The organism is Microbacterium mcarthurae, assembly GCF_046064585.1.
GTDB lineage: Bacteria > Actinomycetota > Actinomycetes > Actinomycetales > Microbacteriaceae > Microbacterium > Microbacterium mcarthurae.
Genome location: NZ_JAROCE010000001.1, coordinates 494,899 through 514,084, shown reverse-complemented (window position 1 = coordinate 514,084; position 19,186 = coordinate 494,899). Strand labels below are relative to the sequence as shown.

Sequence of the window (19,186 nt, the reverse complement as noted above, 5' to 3'; positions counted from 1 at the left end):
CCATCGACGCATGACAGCGTCTCTTGTCTCCCGCTTCGTGCTGCTCGCGGTCGGGACGGGGTTTCTCATCACGGGGATCGCCGACACCGTGCGGGGGGAGTGGTGGGGGATGATCGGGCTCGTCGGGGCGGTTCTGATCCTCTTGGGCGTCGCCCTCGAGGCATCCGGAGTCCTTCCGCTTGCGCGCTGGTCCCGCCGGAGAACGGAGACGACCGGATCGGCGGGCGGCGGGGCGCTGGTCGAGGGTGAGATCAGGTCGTCGCGGCGACGACGGCCGAGATGAGGGCGTCGAGGTCTGCACCGTCGAGGGTGGGCCCTGGAACGGCGTTGAGGTCGAGCACCGCGTTGAAGTACAGGCCGTCGCTGACCAGGAGCACGATCCGCAACGCGGTCTCGTCGCGCGTGTGCGGCCGGAGGCTGTCTTCCCAGAGTTCTCGCACGCGACGCAGTGAGGCCGAGGCGGCGTCGCTGCCGTTCTGCGCGAGCCGGGAGACCGCGAGGATCGTCACGTCGAGCGGCGAGCCGGTGTTCTGCGACGAGCGCAGGTGCGCGGCGACGACCCCCTCGGATGATTCCTCGATCTCGTCGACGTCCTGCTGGGCGAGCGTCTCGAGGCGCTTCACCAGCGCCTCTTCGAGAGCGCTCTTGGAGTTGAAGTGGTAGAGCAGTCCCCCCTTGCTGACTCCGGCGGCGCGGGCCGTGGCATCCATGGTGGCCGCGCGTTCGCCTTCGTCGACGAGGATGCGCGTGAACGCGTCGAGGACGGCTTCGCGGGCAAGGGGAGGGCGGCTCATGGCTTCTCGATCGTAATGGCCGGATGGCGGCGGTCCGTGATACTATACCGGCTGGACGGTTAAGAAACGGAACGGAAGAATGCTCACCTCGTCGTTGCCCACTCAGGAGATCAACGCCCCGCGCGCCGGATGGCGCGGGTGGTTCGCGCTGGCCGTGTTGATGCTGCCCGTGCTTCTCGTCTCGGTCGACAACACCGTGCTGAGCTTCGCGCTGCCCGAGATCGCCCTGTCGCTGCAGCCGTCGAGCATCGAGCAGCTGTGGATCATCGACGTCTACCCGCTCGTGCTCGCCGGACTCCTGGTGACGATGGGCACGCTCGGTGACCGGTTCGGTCGTCGGCGTCTCCTGCTGATCGGGGCCACGGGCTTCGCCGTCGTGTCAGCGCTCTCGGCGTTCGCGCCCACGGCGGCCCTGCTGATCACGGGTCGTGCGCTCATGGGTGTCTTCGGGGCGATGCTCATGCCGTCGACGCTCTCGCTGCTGCGCAGTATCTTCCGTGACCGCGACCAGAGGCGCCTGGCGATCGCGGTCTGGGCATCGGGCTTCTCCGCGGGTGCTGCCCTCGGTCCGATCGTGGGCGGCATCCTTCTCGAGCACTTCACGTGGGGCTCGGTCTTCCTCATGGCGGTGCCGGTGCTGGTACCGCTGCTCGTGCTGGCCCCATTCTTCGTCCCCGAGAGTCGTGACCCCGCGCCGGGTCGCTTCGACCCGCTGAGCGTCGTGCTCTCGCTCGCGACGATGGTTCCCGTCGTCTACGGCATCAAGAAGCTCGCGGTTGACGGCCCGACGGCCCTCGTCGCAGCGCTCTTCGTCACCGGCGTGGTGTTCGGTTGGCTGTTCGTACGCCGTCAGCGCACCGTGCCGGCGCCGATGCTCGACATGTCGCTGTTCCGTCGGGGGACGTTCTCGGGTGCGATCCTCGTCAACCTCCTCAGCGTCGTCGGACTCGTGGGGTTCCTCTACTTCGTCGCGCAGCACCTCCAACTCGTCGTGGGGCTCACGCCGATGGTGGCCGGGTTCGCCCTGCTGCCCGGTCTGGTCCTGATGATCGTCTCGGGTCTGGCCGTGGTGCCCGTGGCGCGGCGTCATGCCCCCCGCATCGTCGTGCCGGCGGCGCTGGCGTTCTCGGTGGTCGCCTACGTCCTCGTCGCGATCTCGACGGCTGACCTCGCCCTGCTCATCATCGCGTTCGGTCTCCTGGGCATCGGGATCGGAGCCGCTGAGACGGTCTCGAACGAGCTCATTCTCTCCAGTGCCCCGCCGGCGAAGGCCGGCGCCGCCAGCGCGGTGTCCGAGACGGCCTACGAGGTGGGCGCGGTGCTCGGCACGGCCGTGCTCGGTGGCATCCTGGCCGCGTTCTACCGCGCGCAGCTCGTCCTTCCGGCGGGGCTCCCGGATGCCGCGGCGGATGCGGCCCGCGAGACGCTGGCCGGCGCTGTCGCGGTGTCGCAGACGCTCGACGATCCGACGCTCGCCGAGTCCTTGCGTCTCGCCGCCGCACACGCGTTCGACTCCGGTGTCGTGGTCACCGCGTTGATCGGCGCGGTCCTGATCGTCATTGCCGCGCTCATCGCTGCCACTACCCTGGGAGGAACCCGCGGCGCGTCGACGAAGTGACGCGCCCTGAGCGCTGAGGAGTGCGATGTCGCGCGTCGTGAAACTGGCCGTCATCCCGGGCGACGGCATCGGTCCCGAGGTCGTCGCGGAAGCCGAGAAGGTTCTCGAGGCTGCCACCGCGGCATCCGATGTCACGTTCGAGAAGACGCCCTTCTCGCTCGGGGCGGGTCGCTTCCTCGACACCGGCGACACGCTGACCGACGACGACCTCGCGGCCATCGCCCGGCATGATGCGATCCTCCTCGGGGCTGTCGGGGGCGTGCCCGGTGACCCACGGCTGAAGGACGCCAACATCGAGCGCGGTCTGCTGCTGAAGCTGCGCTTCGAATTGGACCACTACGTCAATCTGCGACCCTCGAAGCTGTACCCCGGAGCGGCCGGCCCGCTCGCCGATCCCGGTGACATCGACTTCGTCGTCGTGCGCGAGGGAACAGAGGGCCCCTACGTCGGCAACGGCGGCGCCATTCGCCGCGGCACTCCGCAGGAGGTCGCCAACGAGACGTCCGTCAACACCGCCTTCGGCGTCGAGCGTGTCGTGCGCTACGCATTCGCGCTGGCGGAACGGCGCCGCCGCAAGCTCACCCTCGTGCACAAGACGAACGTGCTCGTGCACGCCGGTGGAATGTGGAAGCGCATCGTGGATGCCGTCGCGTCGGAGCACCCCGAGGTCGACGTAGACTACCTGCACGTCGACGCGGCCACCATCTTCCTGGTCACGAACCCGAGCCGCTTCGATGTGATCGTCACCGACAACCTCTTCGGCGACATCCTGACCGACCTGGCCGGCGCCGTCACCGGTGGCATTGGCCTCGCCGCATCGGGCAACATCAACCCCGACGGCGCGTTCCCCTCGATGTTCGAGCCCGTCCACGGATCGGCGCCCGACATCGCGGGCACCCAGAAGGCCGACCCCACGGCCGCGATCCTCTCCGTCGCCCTCCTGCTCGATCACCTCGGGCTCGGCGACGAGGCCGCCCGCGTCACCCGCGCGGTCGAGGACGACATCGCGGCCCGGGATGCCACTCCCCGAACCACTGCGCAGATCGGCGACGCCATCGCCGGACGCGTCCGGGCGTAACCTGGACCGATCGGCACGCGCCGTCGCTCGCGCCCCCCGACACCGTGTGAAAGAGACCATGACGACCATCGACACCGACCCCGACACCGGACTCGACCCGCTCGAGTTCGCCGTCACCCGCAACCTCGCCGCCAAGAACGCCGCTCAGCGCGACGAGATCCTCGCCAACCCGGGCTTCGGGCAGAACTTCACCGACCACATGGTCGACATCTGCTGGTCGGTCCGCGGCGGGTGGCACCGCCCGCGCGTCTCGCCCTACGGCCCCATCTCGCTCGATCCGGCGGCCGCCGTACTCCACTACGGCCAGGAAATCTTCGAGGGCATCAAGGCCTACCGCCACGCCGACGGGTCGATCCACACGTTCCGCCCCGACCAGAACGGTCGACGGCTGCAGCGCTCGGCTCGGCGTTTGGCGCTGCCCGAGCTCCCCGTCCCGTACTTCCTGCAGTCGCTGCGCGAACTGATCGCCGTCGACGGGGCCTGGGTACCTTCGGGCGCCGACCAGAGTCTCTACCTGCGTCCGTTCATGTTCGCGAAAGAGGCGTTCCTCGGCGTGCGGCCCGCTCACAAGGTCGCCTACTACCTGATCGCGAGCCCCGCGGGCGCCTACTTCAAGGGCGGAGTGCAGCCGGTGTCGATCTGGCTGAGCGAGGACTACTCCCGCGCCGGCAAGGGTGGCACTGGAGCGGCCAAGACGGGCGGCAACTACGCCGCGAGCCTGCTGCCGCAGTCGGAGGCCTACGAGAACGAGTGCGACCAGGTCGTGTTCCTCGATCAGGACCGCAACGTCGAAGAGCTCGGCGGAATGAACGTCGTGTTCGTCTACAAGGACGGCACGATCGTGACGCCCCAGTCCGACTCGATCCTCGAGGGCATTACGCGCGACTCGCTGCTGCAGCTCGCGCGCGACCGCGGCCACCACGTCGTCGGACGCAACGTGTCGCTCACCGAGTGGCGCGAGGGTGTGGCATCCGGGGACATCGTCGAGGTGTTCGCGTGCGGAACCGCGGCCGTCGTCACCCCGATCGGCGTTCTCAAGGGGCGCGACTTCATCGACGAGCAGCCCACCGGGACGCTCGCGCTCGAGCTGCGCGAAGAGCTGACGAACATCCAGTACGGTCGCGCCGAGGACAGGCACGGCTGGCTGTACCGCCTCGACGCCTGACCGCGTCCCGCACGGAGGGGTTCCCGGATGCCGGGGCCCCTCCGTTCGCGCTTGCCCCGGTGCCCCCCCCCACGCATAAACGCGATCGGCGCGCAGAAACACGTGTAGAGCGCGTTTCTGCGCGCCGATCGCGTTTATGCGCGAGAGGCCGGGACGCGTATGGCTCCGCCCCGTCGCTCGGACCGGACGGATGGCGGATGCCCTGGATAGGCTGAGACGGTGAAGATCGCTCGATTCAGCTACCAGGACACCCTTCGTTACGGAATCGTCGACGACGCCGAACTCGTCGTGCTCGGGGGCGACCCGCTGTTCGCCGGCTTCGACACGACGGGGGAGCGGATTCCGCTGTCCGAGGTGACCCTGCTCGCGCCGGTCATTCCGCGGTCGAAGGTCGTGTGCATCGGAAAGAACTACCACGATCACGCGGCCGAGATGGGCGGTGAGGCCCCGGCCGAGCCCCTCATGTTCCTCAAGCCCACCACGTCGGTGATCGGCCCCGACGACGCGATCGTCCGGCCCACCGCCCTCAGCTCTCGCACCGACTACGAGGGAGAGGTCGCGGTCGTCATCGGTCGCGTCGCCAAGAACGTCCCGGCCGAACGCGCCGACGAGTACATCTTCGGCTACACCGTCGCCAACGACGTGACGGCGCGAGACCTGCAGAAGCGCGACGGTCAGTGGACCCGGGCCAAGGGGTTCGACACGTTCTGCCCCGTCGGACCCGTCATCGAGACCGAACTCGACACGGATGCCGCGACGATCACGACGCGCGTCAACGGCGAGGTGCGACAGAACGGGCCGATGTCCGACATGATCCACTCCGTGCCCGAGCTCATCGCGTACGCCTCGTCGGTGTTCACGCTTCTCCCGGGCGACCTCATCCTCACCGGGACCCCTGCGGGGGTCGGGCCGTTCGAGGCGGGCGACACCGTCGAGGTCGAGGTGAGCGGGATCGGAGTGCTGCGCAACACCGTGCGCGATGCCTGACACCGGGCCGGGCGCTGCCGGTCGGCCCGGTGCCGGACCCTCCGCTGCCACGCCCGACGGTTCGCGCGCGGGCGCGGTCGGCATCGCGCACGTGCAGCGGCGCTCGGTCCGGGTGCTGGCGGCGGGGCAGGTGCTCACGGGTGTCGCGTTCGGTTCCACACTTTCGCTCGGCGCTCTTCTCGCGGCCGACCTGTCGGGCCAGGAGGAGCTGTCGGGTTTCGCGACGGCGGCGGTGACCCTCGGCGCGGCGCTCACCGCGATCCCCCTGGCGCGGCTGGCTTCGGCCCGCGGCCGGCGATTCGCTCTCAGTACCGGCAACATCGCCGCCCTGGCGGGTATCGCGGTGGTCATCCTCGCGGCATCGACGCGCGCGTTCCCTCTGCTGCTGGCGGGCATCGCGCTCATCGGCGCCGGCAATGCCGGAACGCTGCAGGCCCGCTTCGCAGCGACCGACCTGGCGAGCACCGCGCGCCGTGGCCGTGACCTCGCGACGGTCGTGTGGGCCACGACGGTCGGCGGAGTGGTCGGTCCTCTGCTCCTGGCTCCTGGCGAGGTGCTCGGCGCGGGGATCGGGATGCCACGGCTCACCGGCGCCTACCTGTTCTCGTTCGCGGCGCAGGCGTGCGCGCTGGCGCTGTACGTTCTGCTTCTTCGTCCCGACCCGCTGTTGCTCGCGCAGCGCCGCGCGCGCGAAGGCGCGGCGGCGGCCATCGCCGATACGGTGACCGACCGTCCCGCGCTCGCCCGATATGCGATGTTCGCGGTGGCCGCATCGCACGTGACGATGGCGGCCGTCATGGCGATGACACCCGTGCACCTGTCGCACATCGTCGCCCCGGATGCCGTGACCTGGGCGGTCGGCGTCACCATCGCGCTGCACGTGTTCGGGATGTACGGGCTGTCGCCGGTGTTCGGCATCCTCGCCGACCGCGTCGGGCGCCTGCCCACCGTGCTGCTCGGGCAGGCGCTCTTCATCGCCGCGCTCACGATCGCGGCGTCGCTGTCGTGGTCGCAGGCCGGGGTGCTGGTGGCACTGGTTCTGCTCGGACTCGGCTGGAGCGCCTCGACGGTCGCCGGCTCTGCGCTGCTCACCGAGGCGACGCCGCTGGCCGCGCGGCCGAGGCGGCAGGGCCGCAGCGACACGCTCATGACGGCATCGGCCGCGGTGGGCTCGATCGTCGCGGGGCTCATCCTCGGCGCGGCTGGTTACGGCGGGCTGGCGCTGTGGGCGCTCGTCCCGGTCAGTGCCGTCTGCCTCGGCGCGGCGTGGGTCAGGACACGACGGTAAGCATTGGCGACCGCTCCGCGCGCAACGCCGAGACGGCGCGATCGACGTCGTCCTCGTCATTGAAGACGTGGAAGGCGACGCGCGCCCGCCCGGCGCGTCCCGAGGCGGTGATTCCGGATGCCGTGAGCTGGGCGAGCGCGGTGCCCTCGGCATCCGGCCAGGTCACGATCGCCGAGGGGCGCACCGGTTCGGTGAGCTCCAGGGCCGCGCGAAAGCGCGTCGCCAGCCCCGTGGCGTGCGCACGGAGGGCGTCGGCATCGGCAGAGGCGAACAGCGCGAGGGCCGGTGCGGCACCGACGAAGGCCTGCCAGGCGGGGGACACGTCGAAACGTCGCGCGTCGGCGGCCAGCCGCGCCTCCGCTCCGTAGCAGGACGCCCACGGGTCGTGGCCCGAGTACCAGCCGGCCTGCACGGGACGAAGCCGTGCGGCAAAGCCGGGAGAGAGGGTGAGGAACGCTACTCCGCGGGGGGCGCACAGCCACTTGTAGGCGTGGCACACCGTGGCGTCGAACACCGTGGCATCCACGGGAAGCCACCCCGCGGCCTGAGTGAGGTCGCACAGCGTCCGTGTTGCGGTGCGCGCCGCGGCGGCCACGATGGCGGCGGCGTCGGCGACCTCGCCGGTGGCGGACTGCACGAGAGAGAAGGCCACGAGCCACGTGTCGGCGGTGATCTCCTCGGCGAGGTGTTCCAGGGGCGCACACCGCAGACGTACTCCGCGGCCTGCCTGGGCGAACGGCGCGACGAGTGAGGCGAAATCACCCGCGGCGCAGAGGACCTCGGCCCCGTCGGGCACACTCGCGGCGATCAACGACACCGCAACGGACGTCTGCGCGGCGATGGCGACATCCGACGTCGGCGCGTGGACGAGACGGGCGTACGACCGGCGGGCGTCCTCGACGGCACGGGAGGCAGCGGCGATGTCCGGGTGCCCGGATGCCGCGGCGTCGAGGTCGGCGGTGAGAGCTGCGACCGTCGCACGCGGGGGCAGGCCGAGCGTGCAGGCGGCGAGGTAGTCGCGGCCTCCGGTGAAATGACGGGCGAGGGTCATGCGTCCAGGGTGCCCGGCTCCGCGCTATTGCACTACAGGAGGCTTTGCATGAAAAACATGCCTCGTGCTTATGTATGGGAATGACCGACGGGCTCACCGACGACATCCTCGACGCGCACTCCCTGCGCGTGGTCAAGACGATCGCCGATACGGGATCGATCACGGCGGCCGCACACGCCCTCGGCTACAGCCAGCCGGCGGTCAGTCAGCAGCTGCGGCGGTTGGAGCGGCGAGCCGGGCTCCCCATCGTCGAGCGGGTGGGGCGAGGGGTGCGCTTGACCGAAGCTGGGTGGGTGCTCGCGCGCCACGCGGCGGCGGTGACGACGGCGCTCGACGCGGCCGCCGGTGATCTCGCGGAACTGCGGGGAATGCGAGCCGGGCGTGTTCGCATCGCGGCGTTCCCTTCGGCGTCGTCGACGGTCGTGCCGAAAGTGATCGCGTCGCTCACGGCCCGTCGGCCGGGTATTGCGCTGAGCTTCGTCGAGAAGGAGCCCCCCGAGGCCATCGCCGCCGTCCGGGAGGACCGTGCCGACATCGCGCTCGTGTACAGCTTCCCCGGCGACCGCTCCGAACGGGGAGCGCCCGCCGCGACGGGCCTGTCGGTGCGGACCGTGGGCGCCGACGACACGGTGGTGGTCGTCCCCTCGGGGCACCCTGCCGCCGGAGACGAGCCCGTCGACCTGTCGCTCCTCGCGGGCGAACGGTGGATCGCGGGGTGCCCGCAGTGCCGCGGTCACCTCCTCGAAGCGTGCGGTCGCGCCGGCTTCGCCCCCGACATCGCGTTCGAGACCGACAACTACGTCGCCGTCGAGAACCTCGTCGCCCAGGGGGTGGGAGTCGCGATCCTGCCGCGGATGGCGGTGGCATCCCTCCCGCTCGTCGCCGGGATCGCGGTGCCGCGCCTCCCCGCGGCCGAGGCCCGCACGCTGCAGGTCGTCACGGCCCGCGGCGCCCACCGCGTGCCGGCGGTCGGGGCGGCGCTGCGCGCCGTCGACGAGGTGCTCGCCGACTATCCGGGTCCGCGCTCCACCGGCCCCGGATTCGAAGGCGCCCCCGAGTAGGATCGAGGGGATGTCTGCCACGCCCGATCCCCGCACTACGACCGCCACCGGCGCCGACGTCCGCGTCCGGTTCTGCCCGTCTCCGACGGGCCTTCCGCATGTCGGTCTCGTCCGCACGGCCCTGTTCAACTGGGCCTACGCACGTCACCACGGCGGCACGCTCGTCTTCCGAATCGAAGACACCGACGCCGCGCGCGACAGCGAAGAGAGCTACCAGCAGCTTCTCGAGGCGCTGCGCTGGATGCGCATCGACTGGGACGAGGGCGTCGAGGTGGGCGGTCCGCATGCGCCCTATCGGCAGTCGCAGCGCCACGACATCTACCGCGAAGTCCTCGGCAAGCTGATCGCCGCCGGCGCGGTCTACGAGAGCTACTCGACGGCGGAAGAGATCGACGCACGCAACGAGGCCAACGGCCGTGCCAAGCAGCTCGGCTACGACAACTTCGACCGCGACCTCACCGAGGAGCAGAAGGCGGCGTTCCGCGCCGAGGGCCGCGAGCCCGCGTGGCGGCTCCGCGTCCCCGATGAAGACCTCACGTTCGTTGACCTGATCCGCGGCGAGGTCACCTTCCCCGCCGGGTCCTTCCCCGACTTCGTCATCGTGCGGGCCGGCGGCGTCCCGCTCTACACGTTCGTCAACCCCGTCGATGACGCGCTCATGGGCATCACCCATGTCATCCGGGGCGAAGACCTCATGCCGTCGACGGCTCGCCAGCTCGCGCTCTACCGTGCTCTGATCGACGCGGGGGTCACCTCCTACGTGCCGCGTTTCGGTCACATGCCCTTGGTGCTGGGCGAGACCGGCAACAAGAAGCTCTCCAAGCGCGACCCGCAGGCCGACCTGTTCCTGCAGCGCGAGAAGGGCTTCGTCCACGAGGGTCTCCTGAACTACCTGGCGCTGCTCGGATGGTCGATCGCCCCCGACCGTGACGTGTTCACGCTCGACGAGCTCGTCGCGGCCTTCGACATCGCCGACGTCAACCCCAACCCGGCGCGCTTCGACCAGAAGAAGGCCGAGGCCATCAACGGCGACCACATCCGCATGCTGGATGCCGACGACTTCGCCGCGCGCATCGTGCCGTATCTCGCGGGCGCGGGGTACATCGCCGAGGAGCCGTCCGAGGAGCACCGCGCGCTCATCGCCGCCGCGGCGCCGCTCGTGCAGGAGCGCGTGCAGCTGCTGGGCGAGGTGCCGGGGATGCTGGGCTTCCTCTTCGTCGACGACGTGTCGTACGCCGAGGACGCGCTGAAGGGTCTGCCGGCGAACGCGGGCGAGGTGCTGGTGGCGTGCGTGGGCGCGCTCGAGCTCGTCCCCGAGGGGGAGTTCTCCGCGGCTGCCGTGCAGGACGCGCTCTCGCGCGCTCTCGTGGAGGAGCTGGGCCTCAAGCCCCGCGTGGCCTACGGGCCGCCGCGCGTCGCGCTCACCGGCCGCCGCGTGTCGCCGCCGCTGTTCGAGTCGATGGAACTTCTCGGCAAGGCCGCGACGCTCCGCCGCCTCGACGCCCTGGTGCAGCACCTGGGCTGAGCCGCTCGGGGTCGCGCCGCGGCCGGGCGGCTGGGGGTTCTTCGCGCGTGCGGTTTCCGCGTGCGTTCGGTTCCGCGTCCCGCGCCCGCACGGGTTCCGCACGCGCGCGTGCGCGTGCCCGCCTCCGCGCCCGCGTGGTCCGCGTCCCGCGCCCGCGCGGAACACGCATGCGCCCGTGCGGGTTCCGCGTCCCGCGCCCGTGCGGGTTCCGCGTGCGTCGGCGTCCGGACTCGCCGCCGATCTTCTGTTCAGTGTCCAAGACACGCGGATGCCAGGTCCCGGCGTCGGCGTGTCTTGGACACTGAAGCGCGGAGGGCTGGGCGCGACGCGCGCGGGAGGGCGCCGGTTTGGCGCTCGGCGCCGCGTCACGTAAGCTTGATCCTCGGCACGAACTCCGGTTCTGCGCCTTGGGGTATGGTGTAATTGGCAACACGGCTGATTCTGGTTCAGTTGTTCTTGGTTCGAGTCCAGGTACCCCAGCAAGAGAGAAAGTCCGGAATTATCGCTTCGCGATGACCGGGCTTTTGTCATTCCTGGGCGCATTCTTCGCGCAATTCATCGCCGGAATCAGATTCGTGCTCGCGCCCCGCCCCGGCGATCTGCTTTACTGCGGTGAATCACGTGACCGGGGGGCATCGTCGTGAGCTTCCGGTCGTTCGCCCTGTCGTCCCGGAGCCGCCCGATGTTCACTCGCCCCCGGCGTCGCCGCCTGGCCGTCGTCTCGATCCTGCTTCTGCTCTTGACGGGAATGGCCGCCGCTCCGGCATCCGCGCTCTCGCCCGACGACGTCGTCGTGGCATCGGGGGAGAACTGGACGGTGGAGAGGGCCCCGGCGGGGTACACCGTCACCCTGCGGCTGACGGAGCCCCTGCCGGTCGTCAGCGACGCTCCGACGATCGTGGTCGATGGCGAACCGGTGGGCATCGCGCGGACGACGGACGGCGGGCGCACGCTGACCCTGACCACACCGGACCAGCGCGTCGCCTCGGCGGAGGAGGTCGTGAGGGGCTGGGCTTCAGGATCCGGCCCCAAAGCGGGGGAGGACGGCGCGGGGCAGGACGATCAGCGTCGAGCGCCGACCCCGCGGGGTGACGAACCGCAGGAGCGGGACGCTCCTGCCCCCACCATTCCGCTCGCCGACCCGTCCGAGACGGGGCCTAACGCCGTCCGTGAGGCGGAGTACGACTTCGGCGATCGCAGCGTCGCCCTCGCCGGCTACACCGACATGCGGGGCGAAGTCGCCGGCAAGCTGTACCTGACGACCGCCGCCGGCGCGCGCCCCGTCGTGCTTCTGCAGCACGGTCGTCACGTCACCTGCGGGGATGCCGGATCGGGCGAGGCCGGCCTGGTCTGGCCGTGCGACGGAGACGACATGGTCATCCGGTCCTACCTCGGCTACGAGAAGACAGCGCGGTCCCTCGCGTCCCACGGGTACAACGTCGTCTCGATCTCCGCGAACGCGATCAACGCGACGGATGCCGAATTCACCCTGGACCAGGGGGCGCAGGCGCGCGGCCGGCTCGTGCTCGACACTCTGCGGATGCTCGAGCGGCTGAATCGCGGCGAGGCGGTGGTCTTCGAGGATCGCCCGGACGACGGCGGCGCCGCCTCGCGTACGTTTGACGACGCCCTGACCCGCGCGACCGAGCGCGCGGATCACCCCGCGGCACCTGCCGGTCTGACGTCGGACGACCTCGAGGGCCGCTTCGATCTGTCCCGCGTCGGTCTCATGGGTCACTCCCGCGGCGGAGAGGGCGTCGTCACCGCCGCGCAGCTCAACGCCGCCGCGGCCGAGCCGATCGGCATCCGGTCGGTGCTTCCGCTGGCGCCGACGGATTTCGCCCGGCGCACGCTGTCGGACGTCACGACGATGGCGGTCCTCCCGTACTGCGACGGCGACGTCGCCGACCAGCAGGGGCAGAAGTACATCGACGACTCGCGCCGCGCCTTCGGCGACGACGTCCTGCGTTCGGCGGTCTGGGTGATGGGCGCCAACCACAACTTCTTCAGTTCGGTGTGGACGCCGGGGGAGTACCCCGTGGGCGGATCCGACGATTGGAGCACCGACGACACGACGTCCGCGTGCGCGACGACCGACCCCACGCGCCTGACCGCTGCCGAGCAGTACCAGGTCGGCGCGACCCTCATGACGGGGTTCTTCCGCCTGACCCTCGGTGATGAAGCCGGCTACCAGGGTTTCGTCGACGGCACGGTGGCCCCGTCGACGAACCTCACGACCTTCGCCGACATCCGGGTGATCGCGACGCAGCCGCGATCGGCGAGCGATCTCGTCACCGACTTCGCCGGCGGGGGAGCCCCCGTGATCCTCGACGGAGACGCCACCGCGGAGGTGTGCGAAGGCGCCATGGTCATGGCATCCCGCCCGTCCTGCTCGGGGCGCTCCGACGCGCAGGTTCCGCACTGGAACCCGTCGTTCCTGGCCCCGTACGTCCCCCTGTTCCCGGCCACGCGCTTCGAGTGGGAGATCGCCGGCGCCACCGCCCTGCGCATCCCCCTGCCGGAAGGACAGCGCGATGTGCGCGACCGCGCGGCACTCACCGTCAAGATGGCGCCGGGAGACCGCGTCGACGTCGGTACGGACCTGCTGATCACCCTCGTCGACGGCACTGGTGCCGAGTTCGCGACGACGGCGTCGTCGCTAAATCTTCGGGCGGTCCAGCGGATGCCGGCGGGGGCGTTCCCGTTGGACAAGGTCGTGCTGCAGCAGGTCACGCTTCCCCTCGACGACGTCGTCGGCATCGACCTCGGTGATGTGCGCGAGGTCCTCCTGGAGCCGCAGGTCGGTGTCGACGGCGTGCCGTGGGGTGAGCTGTACCTGTCGGATCTTGCGTTCGAGTCCCCTTCCACGGGGGCACCGACGGTGGTGGCACGCTCCTCGGTGAACATGGCCGAGACGCGGGTGGAGGAGAAGGCGGAACCGTGGACGGCTGCTGTCGCGGTGTGGCTCGACCGTCCGTCGGATGAACCGGTCAGCGCCTACGTCGGCATCGGCTCCGGGCCGGGTGGCGAGGCGCCGCCCGCAGGGCTGGGCGCCGAACGTGTCACCTTCGCACCCGGCGAGACGTGCCTCGCCGTTCCCGTCACCATCGTCGGGAACCAAGACCCATCAGGTGAGCCTGTCTCCATCGCGGGGACGGCGGCCACCACCAGCGAGACGGCGGTCTCGGGGTCGAGCGACTTCTCCGGCATCCTGGTCCGCGAGGACGACGGGGTCGAGAGTGCACCGTCCGTTCCCGCGTTCGGCGTGCAGGGTGACGTGTGCGCGGAACTGTCGGCCTCGCGTACCCCCGGTGTTCTCCTGACCTCCGAGAACGAGCCCGCACGCGGCGAGCCGGTCTCGTTCACGGCCACCGGGTTCCGCAACGGCGAGGCGGTGGTGGTGACCCTCGGCGGTACGGCCCTTCCCGCCGTGATCGCGAACGCGGCCGGAACAGCCGTGATCGAGACGGTGGTGTCGACGGATGCCGTGCTCGGGTCGATGCTCGTGAGGGCGGAGGGCGCCGGCTCGGCGCGCGTCCAGGAGGCAACCGTCCGCGTGCAACCTGCGGCACCGACCCCGACGCCCACGCCGACCCCCGTTCCGACCTTCACGGCGACGGTGACACCGACGGCCACTCCCGCGGCCTCGGACGGCGGCCGGCTGGCACGCACCGGCGTGGACGGCCAGATGTGGCTGTTCGCGGTCATCGGAGGAGTCCTTCTCGCCGCTTCCGGGGTCACTGCCGTAGCGGTCAACCGGCGCCGGCGCGGTCAGTGATTCCGCCGGGCACGGGGCGCGCGGTATCAACGTCGGGGCATCGACGGGCCGCGCGGTAGCATCCGAATCGGCATCCGCTTCCGGCCTCGCCCCGAGAGAAGGTTCCCGTGACTCGTACCTGGTTCGCCGCGACGGTTGTCGTCGCGTCCGCGCTCGTCATCAGCGGCTGTGCGTCCCCGACCACTCCCGCTGAGCCTGCCGGAGCGTCGCCGTCTGCCAGCGTCAGTGCGGACGGAGGGCCGCAAGCGCTGCCCCCGACGATCGTCTCCCCCGGGGAACTGGACGGCACGGACGTGGCCGTGATCGTCGGAACCGCCCTCGTGATCGCGGTCGACGACGGCACCGAAGACCAGTGGCGTGGCACGACCACCGACCCGGCGATCGCGGAGTTCTCCGCGGGCGGGGCGGAGGGCGGGGCGACCTTCCGCCCCGGCTTCGAGGCGCGCGAGATCGGCACGACTCAGGCGACCCTCACCGCACCGGACGGGCGCGAGATCGCGTTCACGATCTCGGTCGTCGCACCCTGACGACGGACGACGCCCCCCGGACGGCGCTCCGCGTGAGTGATCGTCGTCGAGGCAGGGCGACGTGGCCGCCGGCCAGGGCGAGTGCCACCGCCTCGAGCTGGGACCGGGCACCCAGAGCCTCGCGCAGGGCCTTGATGTGGTCGCGGACGGTGTGCGGTGACAGACCGAGCTCGGTCGCGATCTGAGCGGGACGGCATCCCCGGCACAGGAGCTCGAGGATGTCGCGCTGCCGCGGGGACAACGTGTCGAACGGGGTGATCGCGAGCCCCGCGGTGATGCGTGGGTCGTCGGGGGTGGCGTGATGGATCGCGTCGACGAGGTCGTCGAGGCGCGTGTCTTTCGCGAGGTACGCCGATGCGCCGCCGCGCAGCGCACGCGCCGCCGCCCCGACGGTGGGATGAGCGGTCAGCAGGAGGATGCGCGTCCCGGGGGAAACGGCGGCGAGTGACCGGACATCGACCTCGTCTCCGACCGGCACGTCGATGACGGCGGCACCGACGTCGCAGGCCGCGAGCTTTCGGCATCCCTCGTCGAGCGTGCTCGCCGTGGCAGCGCACGAGAGGGCCGGGGAGGCATCGAGCGCGAACGCGAGGAGGTCAGCGTGGACGCGCTGATCGGTGATGACGAGCACCCGCAGAGGTGGGGCGGCCGGGCTGACGGCGGACATGACTCCCTCACTTTGGGGGGAAGGGGCGATATAGGTAAGGCTAACCTGATCTTGTCGCGATCACGACCGTCCACATCGAAGTCCAGGAGCAGCATGTCTCGTCGTCGTCCCGCCCTCAGCGCGCTCGCACTCGCCATCGTGGGCACCATCGCCCTCACCTCGTGCGCCACCGGCGCCCCTCAGGCCGTTCCCTCCCCGCCTGAGCAGGAAACGTCGCTCGTCGTCTACTCGGGTCGAGACGAGAAACTCGTCGCCCCTCTCATCGCGCGGTTCGAAGAGGCATCCGGGATCGACGTCGAGGTGCGCTACGCCGGCTCCACCGAACTCGCTGCGCAACTGCTCGAGGAGGGGGATCGGACACCCGCGCAGGTGTTCCTCTCCCAGGACTCCGGGTCGCTCGGGGCGGTGGAGGCCGAGGGTCTCCTCAGCACTCTCCCCGACGTTGTCACGTCGGCCGTGCCCCCGGAGTACTCGTCCGCGAACGGCTCCTGGGTGGGGCTCACCGGTCGTGCGCGCGTCATCGCCTACGACAGCCAGACCTACACGGCCGATCAGGTCCCCGGCGACGTGTTCGCGCTGACGGAGCCGGAATGGAAGGGCAAGGTCGCCATCGTGCCCTCGAACGCCTCCTTCCAGGCTTTCCTCACGGCGCTGCGCGTCGAGGAGGGCGAGGAGCGTGCGCGCGAGTGGCTGGAGGGGATGGTCGCGAACGAGCCGCAGATTTATGCGAAGAACGGAGAGGTGCTCGAAGCCGTCAACAACGGCGCCGTTCCTCTCGGGCTCATCAACCACTACTACTGGGCACGCTCGGAGCAGGATCCGTCAACGCTGCGAGCGCAGCTGAAGTTCGGTGACCCCGGCACCGTGTCGGCCCTCGTGAACGTCACCGGTGCCGCAATCCTCGAAGGGGCCGCCGACTCGCGAGCTGCCCGGGATTTCGTGCAGTTCCTCGTTTCGGAGGACGCGCAGAGGTACTTCGCCGAGGAGACGTCGGAGTACCCCCTCGTCGCGGGCGTCCCCTCGCCGGCAGGTGTCCCCGAGCTGTCGGAGCTCGGGGGGCCCGACATCGACCTGTCGTCGCTCTCCTCCGTCCGGGAGACGGTCGCGATGCTGACGCAAGCGGGGCTGCTCTGACGGTTCACGAACGCCACGGACACCGGGGGGCCGCCATCGTGCGAACGGGCCCCCCGGTGTTCGCGCTCGCCCTCGCCACCCTCGTCGCTGCAGCGGTCGCCGCCCCCCTCGTCCAGCTGGTGGTGCGGGTGGGGTCGGGTGATGTCGGGGCCGTTGCCGCCGTGGTGTTCCGTTCCCGGACCATGGACCTGCTGATCGCCACCGTCGGGATCGCTTTCGCAACCGCGGCGGGGGCTCTCGCTCTCGGCGTCGCCACCGCGTGGGCGCTCGTCCGCGTGCGCCTGCCCGCACGGGCGCTGTGGCGCGTGGTGGCGTGCGCACCGATGGCGCTCCCCAGTTACGTCGCGGCGTTCGGTTGGATCTCCGCGGTACCGGGGCTCTCGGGGGTCGGTCCTCTGGTCGTGCTCCTCGTGCTGGTCACCGCGCCCTACGTCACGGTGCCGACCATGGTGGCGTTCGCCCGAATGGACGCTTCGATCACCGACGCCGCTCGCACCCTCGGCAGCTCTCCGGCTCGTGCCTTCGTCGTCGGCACGCTGCCTCAGGTGATTCCGGCGGCTCTCGCCGGCACGCTTCTCGCCGCCCTGTACGCCCTGTCGGACTTCGGAGCGCCCGCCCTCCTGCGAGTGGATACGCTCACCACCGGAATCTACGCCCAGTTCACGGGCGGTTTCGATCGCGCGCTGTCCGCGGCCCTGGGGCTCGTGCTGGCCCTTCTGGGCGCGGTCTGCGTCGCCGCGGAGTCCGGCGCACGCCGCCGGGCCGGCGCCCGGGCCGGTGCGAGTACGGCGCCGCCCGCGCCACTGGTCCTGAGCCGAGCGGCCACGGTCGGCGTCCTTGCCGCCCTGACGCTCATCGGTGCGGCGGCCGTGCTGGTCCCGCTGGGAGCCCTGGTCGCTCGGGCTCCGATGGCGGGCCGCTACGCCGCGACCGCGCAGGAGCTGGGGGATGCCGCGATGTCGACCCTCGCGTTGGGAGTGGGTGCGGCAGTGCTCACCGTGCTGGCCGCACTTCCCGTGGCCTGGCTCGGTGCGAGACATCGCACGCGACTCGTGCGGGTGCTCGAGACCGTCAGCTCGATGGGGCATGCACTGCCGGGCCTCGTCGCGGCGCTCGCCCTGGTGGCTCTCACGCTCGCGGTGGCGCCCGGCGCCTATCAGGGTGCGGGCGCCCTGGTCGCCGCCTACGCAGTGCTGTTCCTTCCCAAGGCGATCGTGTCGAGCAGAGCGGCCTTTGCCGGGGTGCCGCCGTCGCTCGAGGACGCCGCGCGCACCCTCGGCGATGGACCCTTCGTCGCGTGGTGCCGAGTGACGCTGTCCAGCGCGGGTCCCGGGATCCTGGCGGGGGGAGTGCTCGTCATGGCCGCGGTGATGAAGGAGCTGCCCGCTACCCTCCTGCTCCGCCCGATCGGGGTGGACACCCTCGCCACCGAGCTGTGGTCGGCCACGAGCGCGGGGGCCTACGGGGCGGCGGCGTGGCCCGCACTGCTCCTGGTCGCCGTCGGTCTCGTACCGGCGCTGGCGATGGCGCGCGGCATCCGTTCGCTGGGGGAGGCTGATCGATGACCCTCCGACTGCACGCGGTCTCCGGCGGCTATGGACGTGGGGCCGTGGTCGACGGTGTCGATCTCGACGTCTCTCGAGGCGAGATCGTGTCGGTGCTGGGCCCTTCGGGGAGTGGGAAGAGCACCCTCCTTCGAATGATCGCGGGACTGCATCCGCTGACGTCGGGCGGTATCTCCTTCGACGGGCGCGACATCACGGCGGTGCCGACGCACCGTCGCGGGGTCGGTCTCGTCCCGCAGGACGGTGCGCTGTTCCCGCGTCGCACGGTCGCCGGCAACGTCGCTTACGGCCTGCCGGGAGTGTCGGCACGTCGCGCCGCCTCGCATCCGGAGGTGCGGCGACTCCTCGACCTGGTGCAGCTGTCGGACCTCGCCGATCGATTGCCGCATCAGCTGTCGGGCGGTCAACGGCAACGGGTCGCGGTGGCGCGGGCATTGGCCGCGCGGCCGGGGGTGGTGCTTCTCGACGAACCGTTCAACGCCCTCGACGCGGCTCTGCGCGCGGAGGTGCGGACGGGAGTGTGCGCGTTGCTGCGCGAGGTGGGTGTCGCCGCCCTGCTCATCACTCACGATCGGGCGGAAGCGTTCCTGGCCGCTGACCGGGTGGCCGTCTTCCGGGATGGCTCCATCGCCCAGATCGGCTCGCCGGGCGAGGTCTATCGTCACCCCGTCTCGGCCGAAGTCGCGTGTCTGACCGGCGACGTCGTCGATGTTCCGCCGGTGCTGCGTGGGGGCGCCCCGGACGGTGTGGTGCGTCCTTCTCAGATCTCTCTCGATCCGAAGGGCGGGGTCCGCGCGGTCGTCACTGCGGTGCGGGACGCGGGGGAGCGGCAGATCGTCTCGGTCAGGATGGCGGGCGGCGAGGTGCTCGACATCGATTGCTCCGCGTTCTCGCTTCCGCCTGAGGCGGGTTCCGAGGTGGGACTGCGGTTGGACTGAAGCGCATCCT

16 protein-coding genes and 1 tRNA gene are annotated in these 19,186 nt (G+C 70.8%); 14 read left to right on the top strand and 3 right to left on the bottom strand.

What is annotated here, in order from left to right; genetic code table 11:
• Positions 1-10 precede the first annotated feature (10 nt).
• On the top strand, positions 11-283 hold the full coding sequence (locus P5G46_RS02540) for a hypothetical protein (RefSeq protein WP_408904910.1): 273 nt from the start codon (positions 11-13) through the stop codon (positions 281-283).
• Here P5G46_RS02540 and P5G46_RS02535 read toward each other — a convergent pair.
• Positions 252-794 carry a TetR/AcrR family transcriptional regulator gene (locus tag P5G46_RS02535; RefSeq protein WP_408904909.1) on the bottom strand — a complete coding sequence of 181 codons (543 nt, stop codon included), beginning with the start codon at positions 792-794 and terminating at the stop codon, positions 252-254. The two genes, P5G46_RS02540 and P5G46_RS02535, sit on opposite strands and share 32 nt — an antisense overlap.
• 79 nt (positions 795-873) lie before the next feature.
• Between P5G46_RS02535 and P5G46_RS02530 the strand changes: the two genes are divergently transcribed.
• The 5 genes from P5G46_RS02530 to P5G46_RS02510 all read left to right on the top strand — a co-directional run bounded on the left by P5G46_RS02530 (position 874) and on the right by P5G46_RS02510 (position 6,930).
• Positions 874-2,412 carry an MFS transporter gene (locus P5G46_RS02530; protein WP_239274611.1) on the top strand — a complete coding sequence of 513 codons (1,539 nt, stop codon included), beginning with the start codon at positions 874-876 and terminating at the stop codon, positions 2,410-2,412.
• A 25-nt stretch (positions 2,413-2,437) separates the two neighbouring features.
• Entirely contained in the window at positions 2,438-3,490 is a 1,053-nt protein-coding gene (locus tag P5G46_RS02525) for a 3-isopropylmalate dehydrogenase (protein WP_408904908.1), read from the top strand.
• Positions 3,491-3,548: 58 nt separating this feature from the next.
• On the top strand, positions 3,549-4,655 hold the full coding sequence (locus tag P5G46_RS02520) for a branched-chain amino acid aminotransferase (protein ID WP_239274634.1): 1,107 nt from the start codon (positions 3,549-3,551) through the stop codon (positions 4,653-4,655).
• A 219-nt stretch (positions 4,656-4,874) separates the two neighbouring features.
• Positions 4,875-5,642 carry a fumarylacetoacetate hydrolase family protein gene (locus tag P5G46_RS02515; RefSeq protein WP_408904907.1) on the top strand — a complete coding sequence of 256 codons (768 nt, stop codon included), beginning with the start codon at positions 4,875-4,877 and terminating at the stop codon, positions 5,640-5,642.
• Positions 5,635-6,930 carry an MFS transporter gene (locus P5G46_RS02510; RefSeq protein WP_408904906.1) on the top strand — a complete coding sequence of 432 codons (1,296 nt, stop codon included), beginning with the start codon at positions 5,635-5,637 and terminating at the stop codon, positions 6,928-6,930. Before P5G46_RS02515 ends, P5G46_RS02510 begins: the two co-directional genes overlap by 8 nt.
• Here P5G46_RS02510 and P5G46_RS02505 read toward each other — a convergent pair.
• The gene (locus tag P5G46_RS02505) at positions 6,914-7,981 is read right to left on the bottom strand and encodes an aminotransferase class V-fold PLP-dependent enzyme (RefSeq protein ID WP_408904905.1); all 1,068 of its coding nucleotides are present in this window, start codon (positions 7,979-7,981) and stop codon (positions 6,914-6,916) included. The genes P5G46_RS02510 and P5G46_RS02505 overlap by 17 nt on opposite strands.
• An 80-nt stretch (positions 7,982-8,061) precedes the next feature.
• On the opposite strand from P5G46_RS02505, the gene P5G46_RS02500 reads away from it, so the two are divergent.
• The 5 genes from P5G46_RS02500 to P5G46_RS02480 all read left to right on the top strand — a co-directional run bounded on the left by P5G46_RS02500 (position 8,062) and on the right by P5G46_RS02480 (position 14,872).
• A complete protein-coding gene (locus tag P5G46_RS02500) occupies positions 8,062-9,042 on the top strand; it encodes a LysR family transcriptional regulator (RefSeq protein WP_408904904.1) in 981 nt (326 codons plus the stop codon).
• A gap of 10 nt (positions 9,043-9,052) precedes the next feature.
• Positions 9,053-10,567, top strand: a complete 1,515-nt coding sequence (gene gltX, locus P5G46_RS02495) for a glutamate--tRNA ligase (protein WP_408904903.1) — start codon at positions 9,053-9,055, stop codon at positions 10,565-10,567.
• Between the two features lie 408 nt (positions 10,568-10,975).
• Positions 10,976-11,047: transfer RNA gene (locus P5G46_RS02490), tRNA-Gln, on the top strand.
• A 202-nt stretch (positions 11,048-11,249) separates the two neighbouring features.
• Positions 11,250-14,345, top strand: coding sequence for an alpha/beta hydrolase (locus P5G46_RS02485; RefSeq protein WP_408904902.1), 3,096 nt, complete (start codon positions 11,250-11,252; stop codon positions 14,343-14,345).
• A gap of 107 nt (positions 14,346-14,452) precedes the next feature.
• Complete coding sequence (locus tag P5G46_RS02480; RefSeq protein WP_408904901.1) at positions 14,453-14,872, top strand: hypothetical protein; 420 nt, start codon at positions 14,453-14,455, stop codon at positions 14,870-14,872.
• Here the strand turns inward: P5G46_RS02480 and P5G46_RS02475 are convergent.
• Positions 14,847-15,539 carry a response regulator transcription factor gene (locus tag P5G46_RS02475; protein WP_408904900.1) on the bottom strand — a complete coding sequence of 231 codons (693 nt, stop codon included), beginning with the start codon at positions 15,537-15,539 and terminating at the stop codon, positions 14,847-14,849. The two genes, P5G46_RS02480 and P5G46_RS02475, sit on opposite strands and share 26 nt — an antisense overlap.
• Before the next feature lie 93 nt (positions 15,540-15,632).
• Here P5G46_RS02475 and P5G46_RS02470 point away from each other — a divergent pair, with 93 nt between their 5' ends.
• The 3 genes from P5G46_RS02470 to P5G46_RS02460 are packed head-to-tail and all read left to right on the top strand — an operon-like array spanning position 15,633 to position 19,176.
• Complete coding sequence (locus P5G46_RS02470) at positions 15,633-16,673, top strand: iron ABC transporter substrate-binding protein (RefSeq protein WP_408904899.1); 1,041 nt, start codon at positions 15,633-15,635, stop codon at positions 16,671-16,673.
• Between the two features lie 38 nt (positions 16,674-16,711).
• Positions 16,712-18,238 (top strand): ABC transporter permease, encoded by a 1,527-nt coding sequence (locus P5G46_RS02465; RefSeq protein WP_239274705.1) that lies wholly within the window; start codon positions 16,712-16,714, stop codon positions 18,236-18,238.
• The gene (locus P5G46_RS02460) at positions 18,235-19,176 is read left to right on the top strand and encodes an ABC transporter ATP-binding protein (RefSeq protein ID WP_408904898.1); all 942 of its coding nucleotides are present in this window, start codon (positions 18,235-18,237) and stop codon (positions 19,174-19,176) included. Before P5G46_RS02465 ends, P5G46_RS02460 begins: the two co-directional genes overlap by 4 nt.
• Positions 19,177-19,186 lie beyond the last annotated feature (10 nt).

Coding starts and splice junctions, on each gene's coding strand:
- P5G46_RS02540 (WP_408904910.1), top strand. CDS start 11: ATGACAGCGTCTCTTGTCTCCCGCTTCGTGCTGCTCGCGGTCGGGACG.
- P5G46_RS02535 (WP_408904909.1), bottom strand. CDS start 794: ATGAGCCGCCCTCCCCTTGCCCGCGAAGCCGTCCTCGACGCGTTCACG.
- P5G46_RS02530 (WP_239274611.1), top strand. CDS start 874: ATGCTCACCTCGTCGTTGCCCACTCAGGAGATCAACGCCCCGCGCGCC.
- P5G46_RS02525 (WP_408904908.1), top strand. CDS start 2,438: ATGTCGCGCGTCGTGAAACTGGCCGTCATCCCGGGCGACGGCATCGGT.
- P5G46_RS02520 (WP_239274634.1), top strand. CDS start 3,549: ATGACGACCATCGACACCGACCCCGACACCGGACTCGACCCGCTCGAG.
- P5G46_RS02510 (WP_408904906.1), top strand. CDS start 5,635: ATGCCTGACACCGGGCCGGGCGCTGCCGGTCGGCCCGGTGCCGGACCC.
- P5G46_RS02505 (WP_408904905.1), bottom strand. CDS start 7,981: ATGACCCTCGCCCGTCATTTCACCGGAGGCCGCGACTACCTCGCCGCC.
- P5G46_RS02500 (WP_408904904.1), top strand. CDS start 8,062: ATGACCGACGGGCTCACCGACGACATCCTCGACGCGCACTCCCTGCGC.
- gltX (WP_408904903.1), top strand. CDS start 9,053: ATGTCTGCCACGCCCGATCCCCGCACTACGACCGCCACCGGCGCCGAC.
- P5G46_RS02485 (WP_408904902.1), top strand. CDS start 11,250: ATGTTCACTCGCCCCCGGCGTCGCCGCCTGGCCGTCGTCTCGATCCTG.
- P5G46_RS02475 (WP_408904900.1), bottom strand. CDS start 15,539: ATGTCCGCCGTCAGCCCGGCCGCCCCACCTCTGCGGGTGCTCGTCATC.
- P5G46_RS02470 (WP_408904899.1), top strand. CDS start 15,633: ATGTCTCGTCGTCGTCCCGCCCTCAGCGCGCTCGCACTCGCCATCGTG.
- P5G46_RS02460 (WP_408904898.1), top strand. CDS start 18,235: ATGACCCTCCGACTGCACGCGGTCTCCGGCGGCTATGGACGTGGGGCC.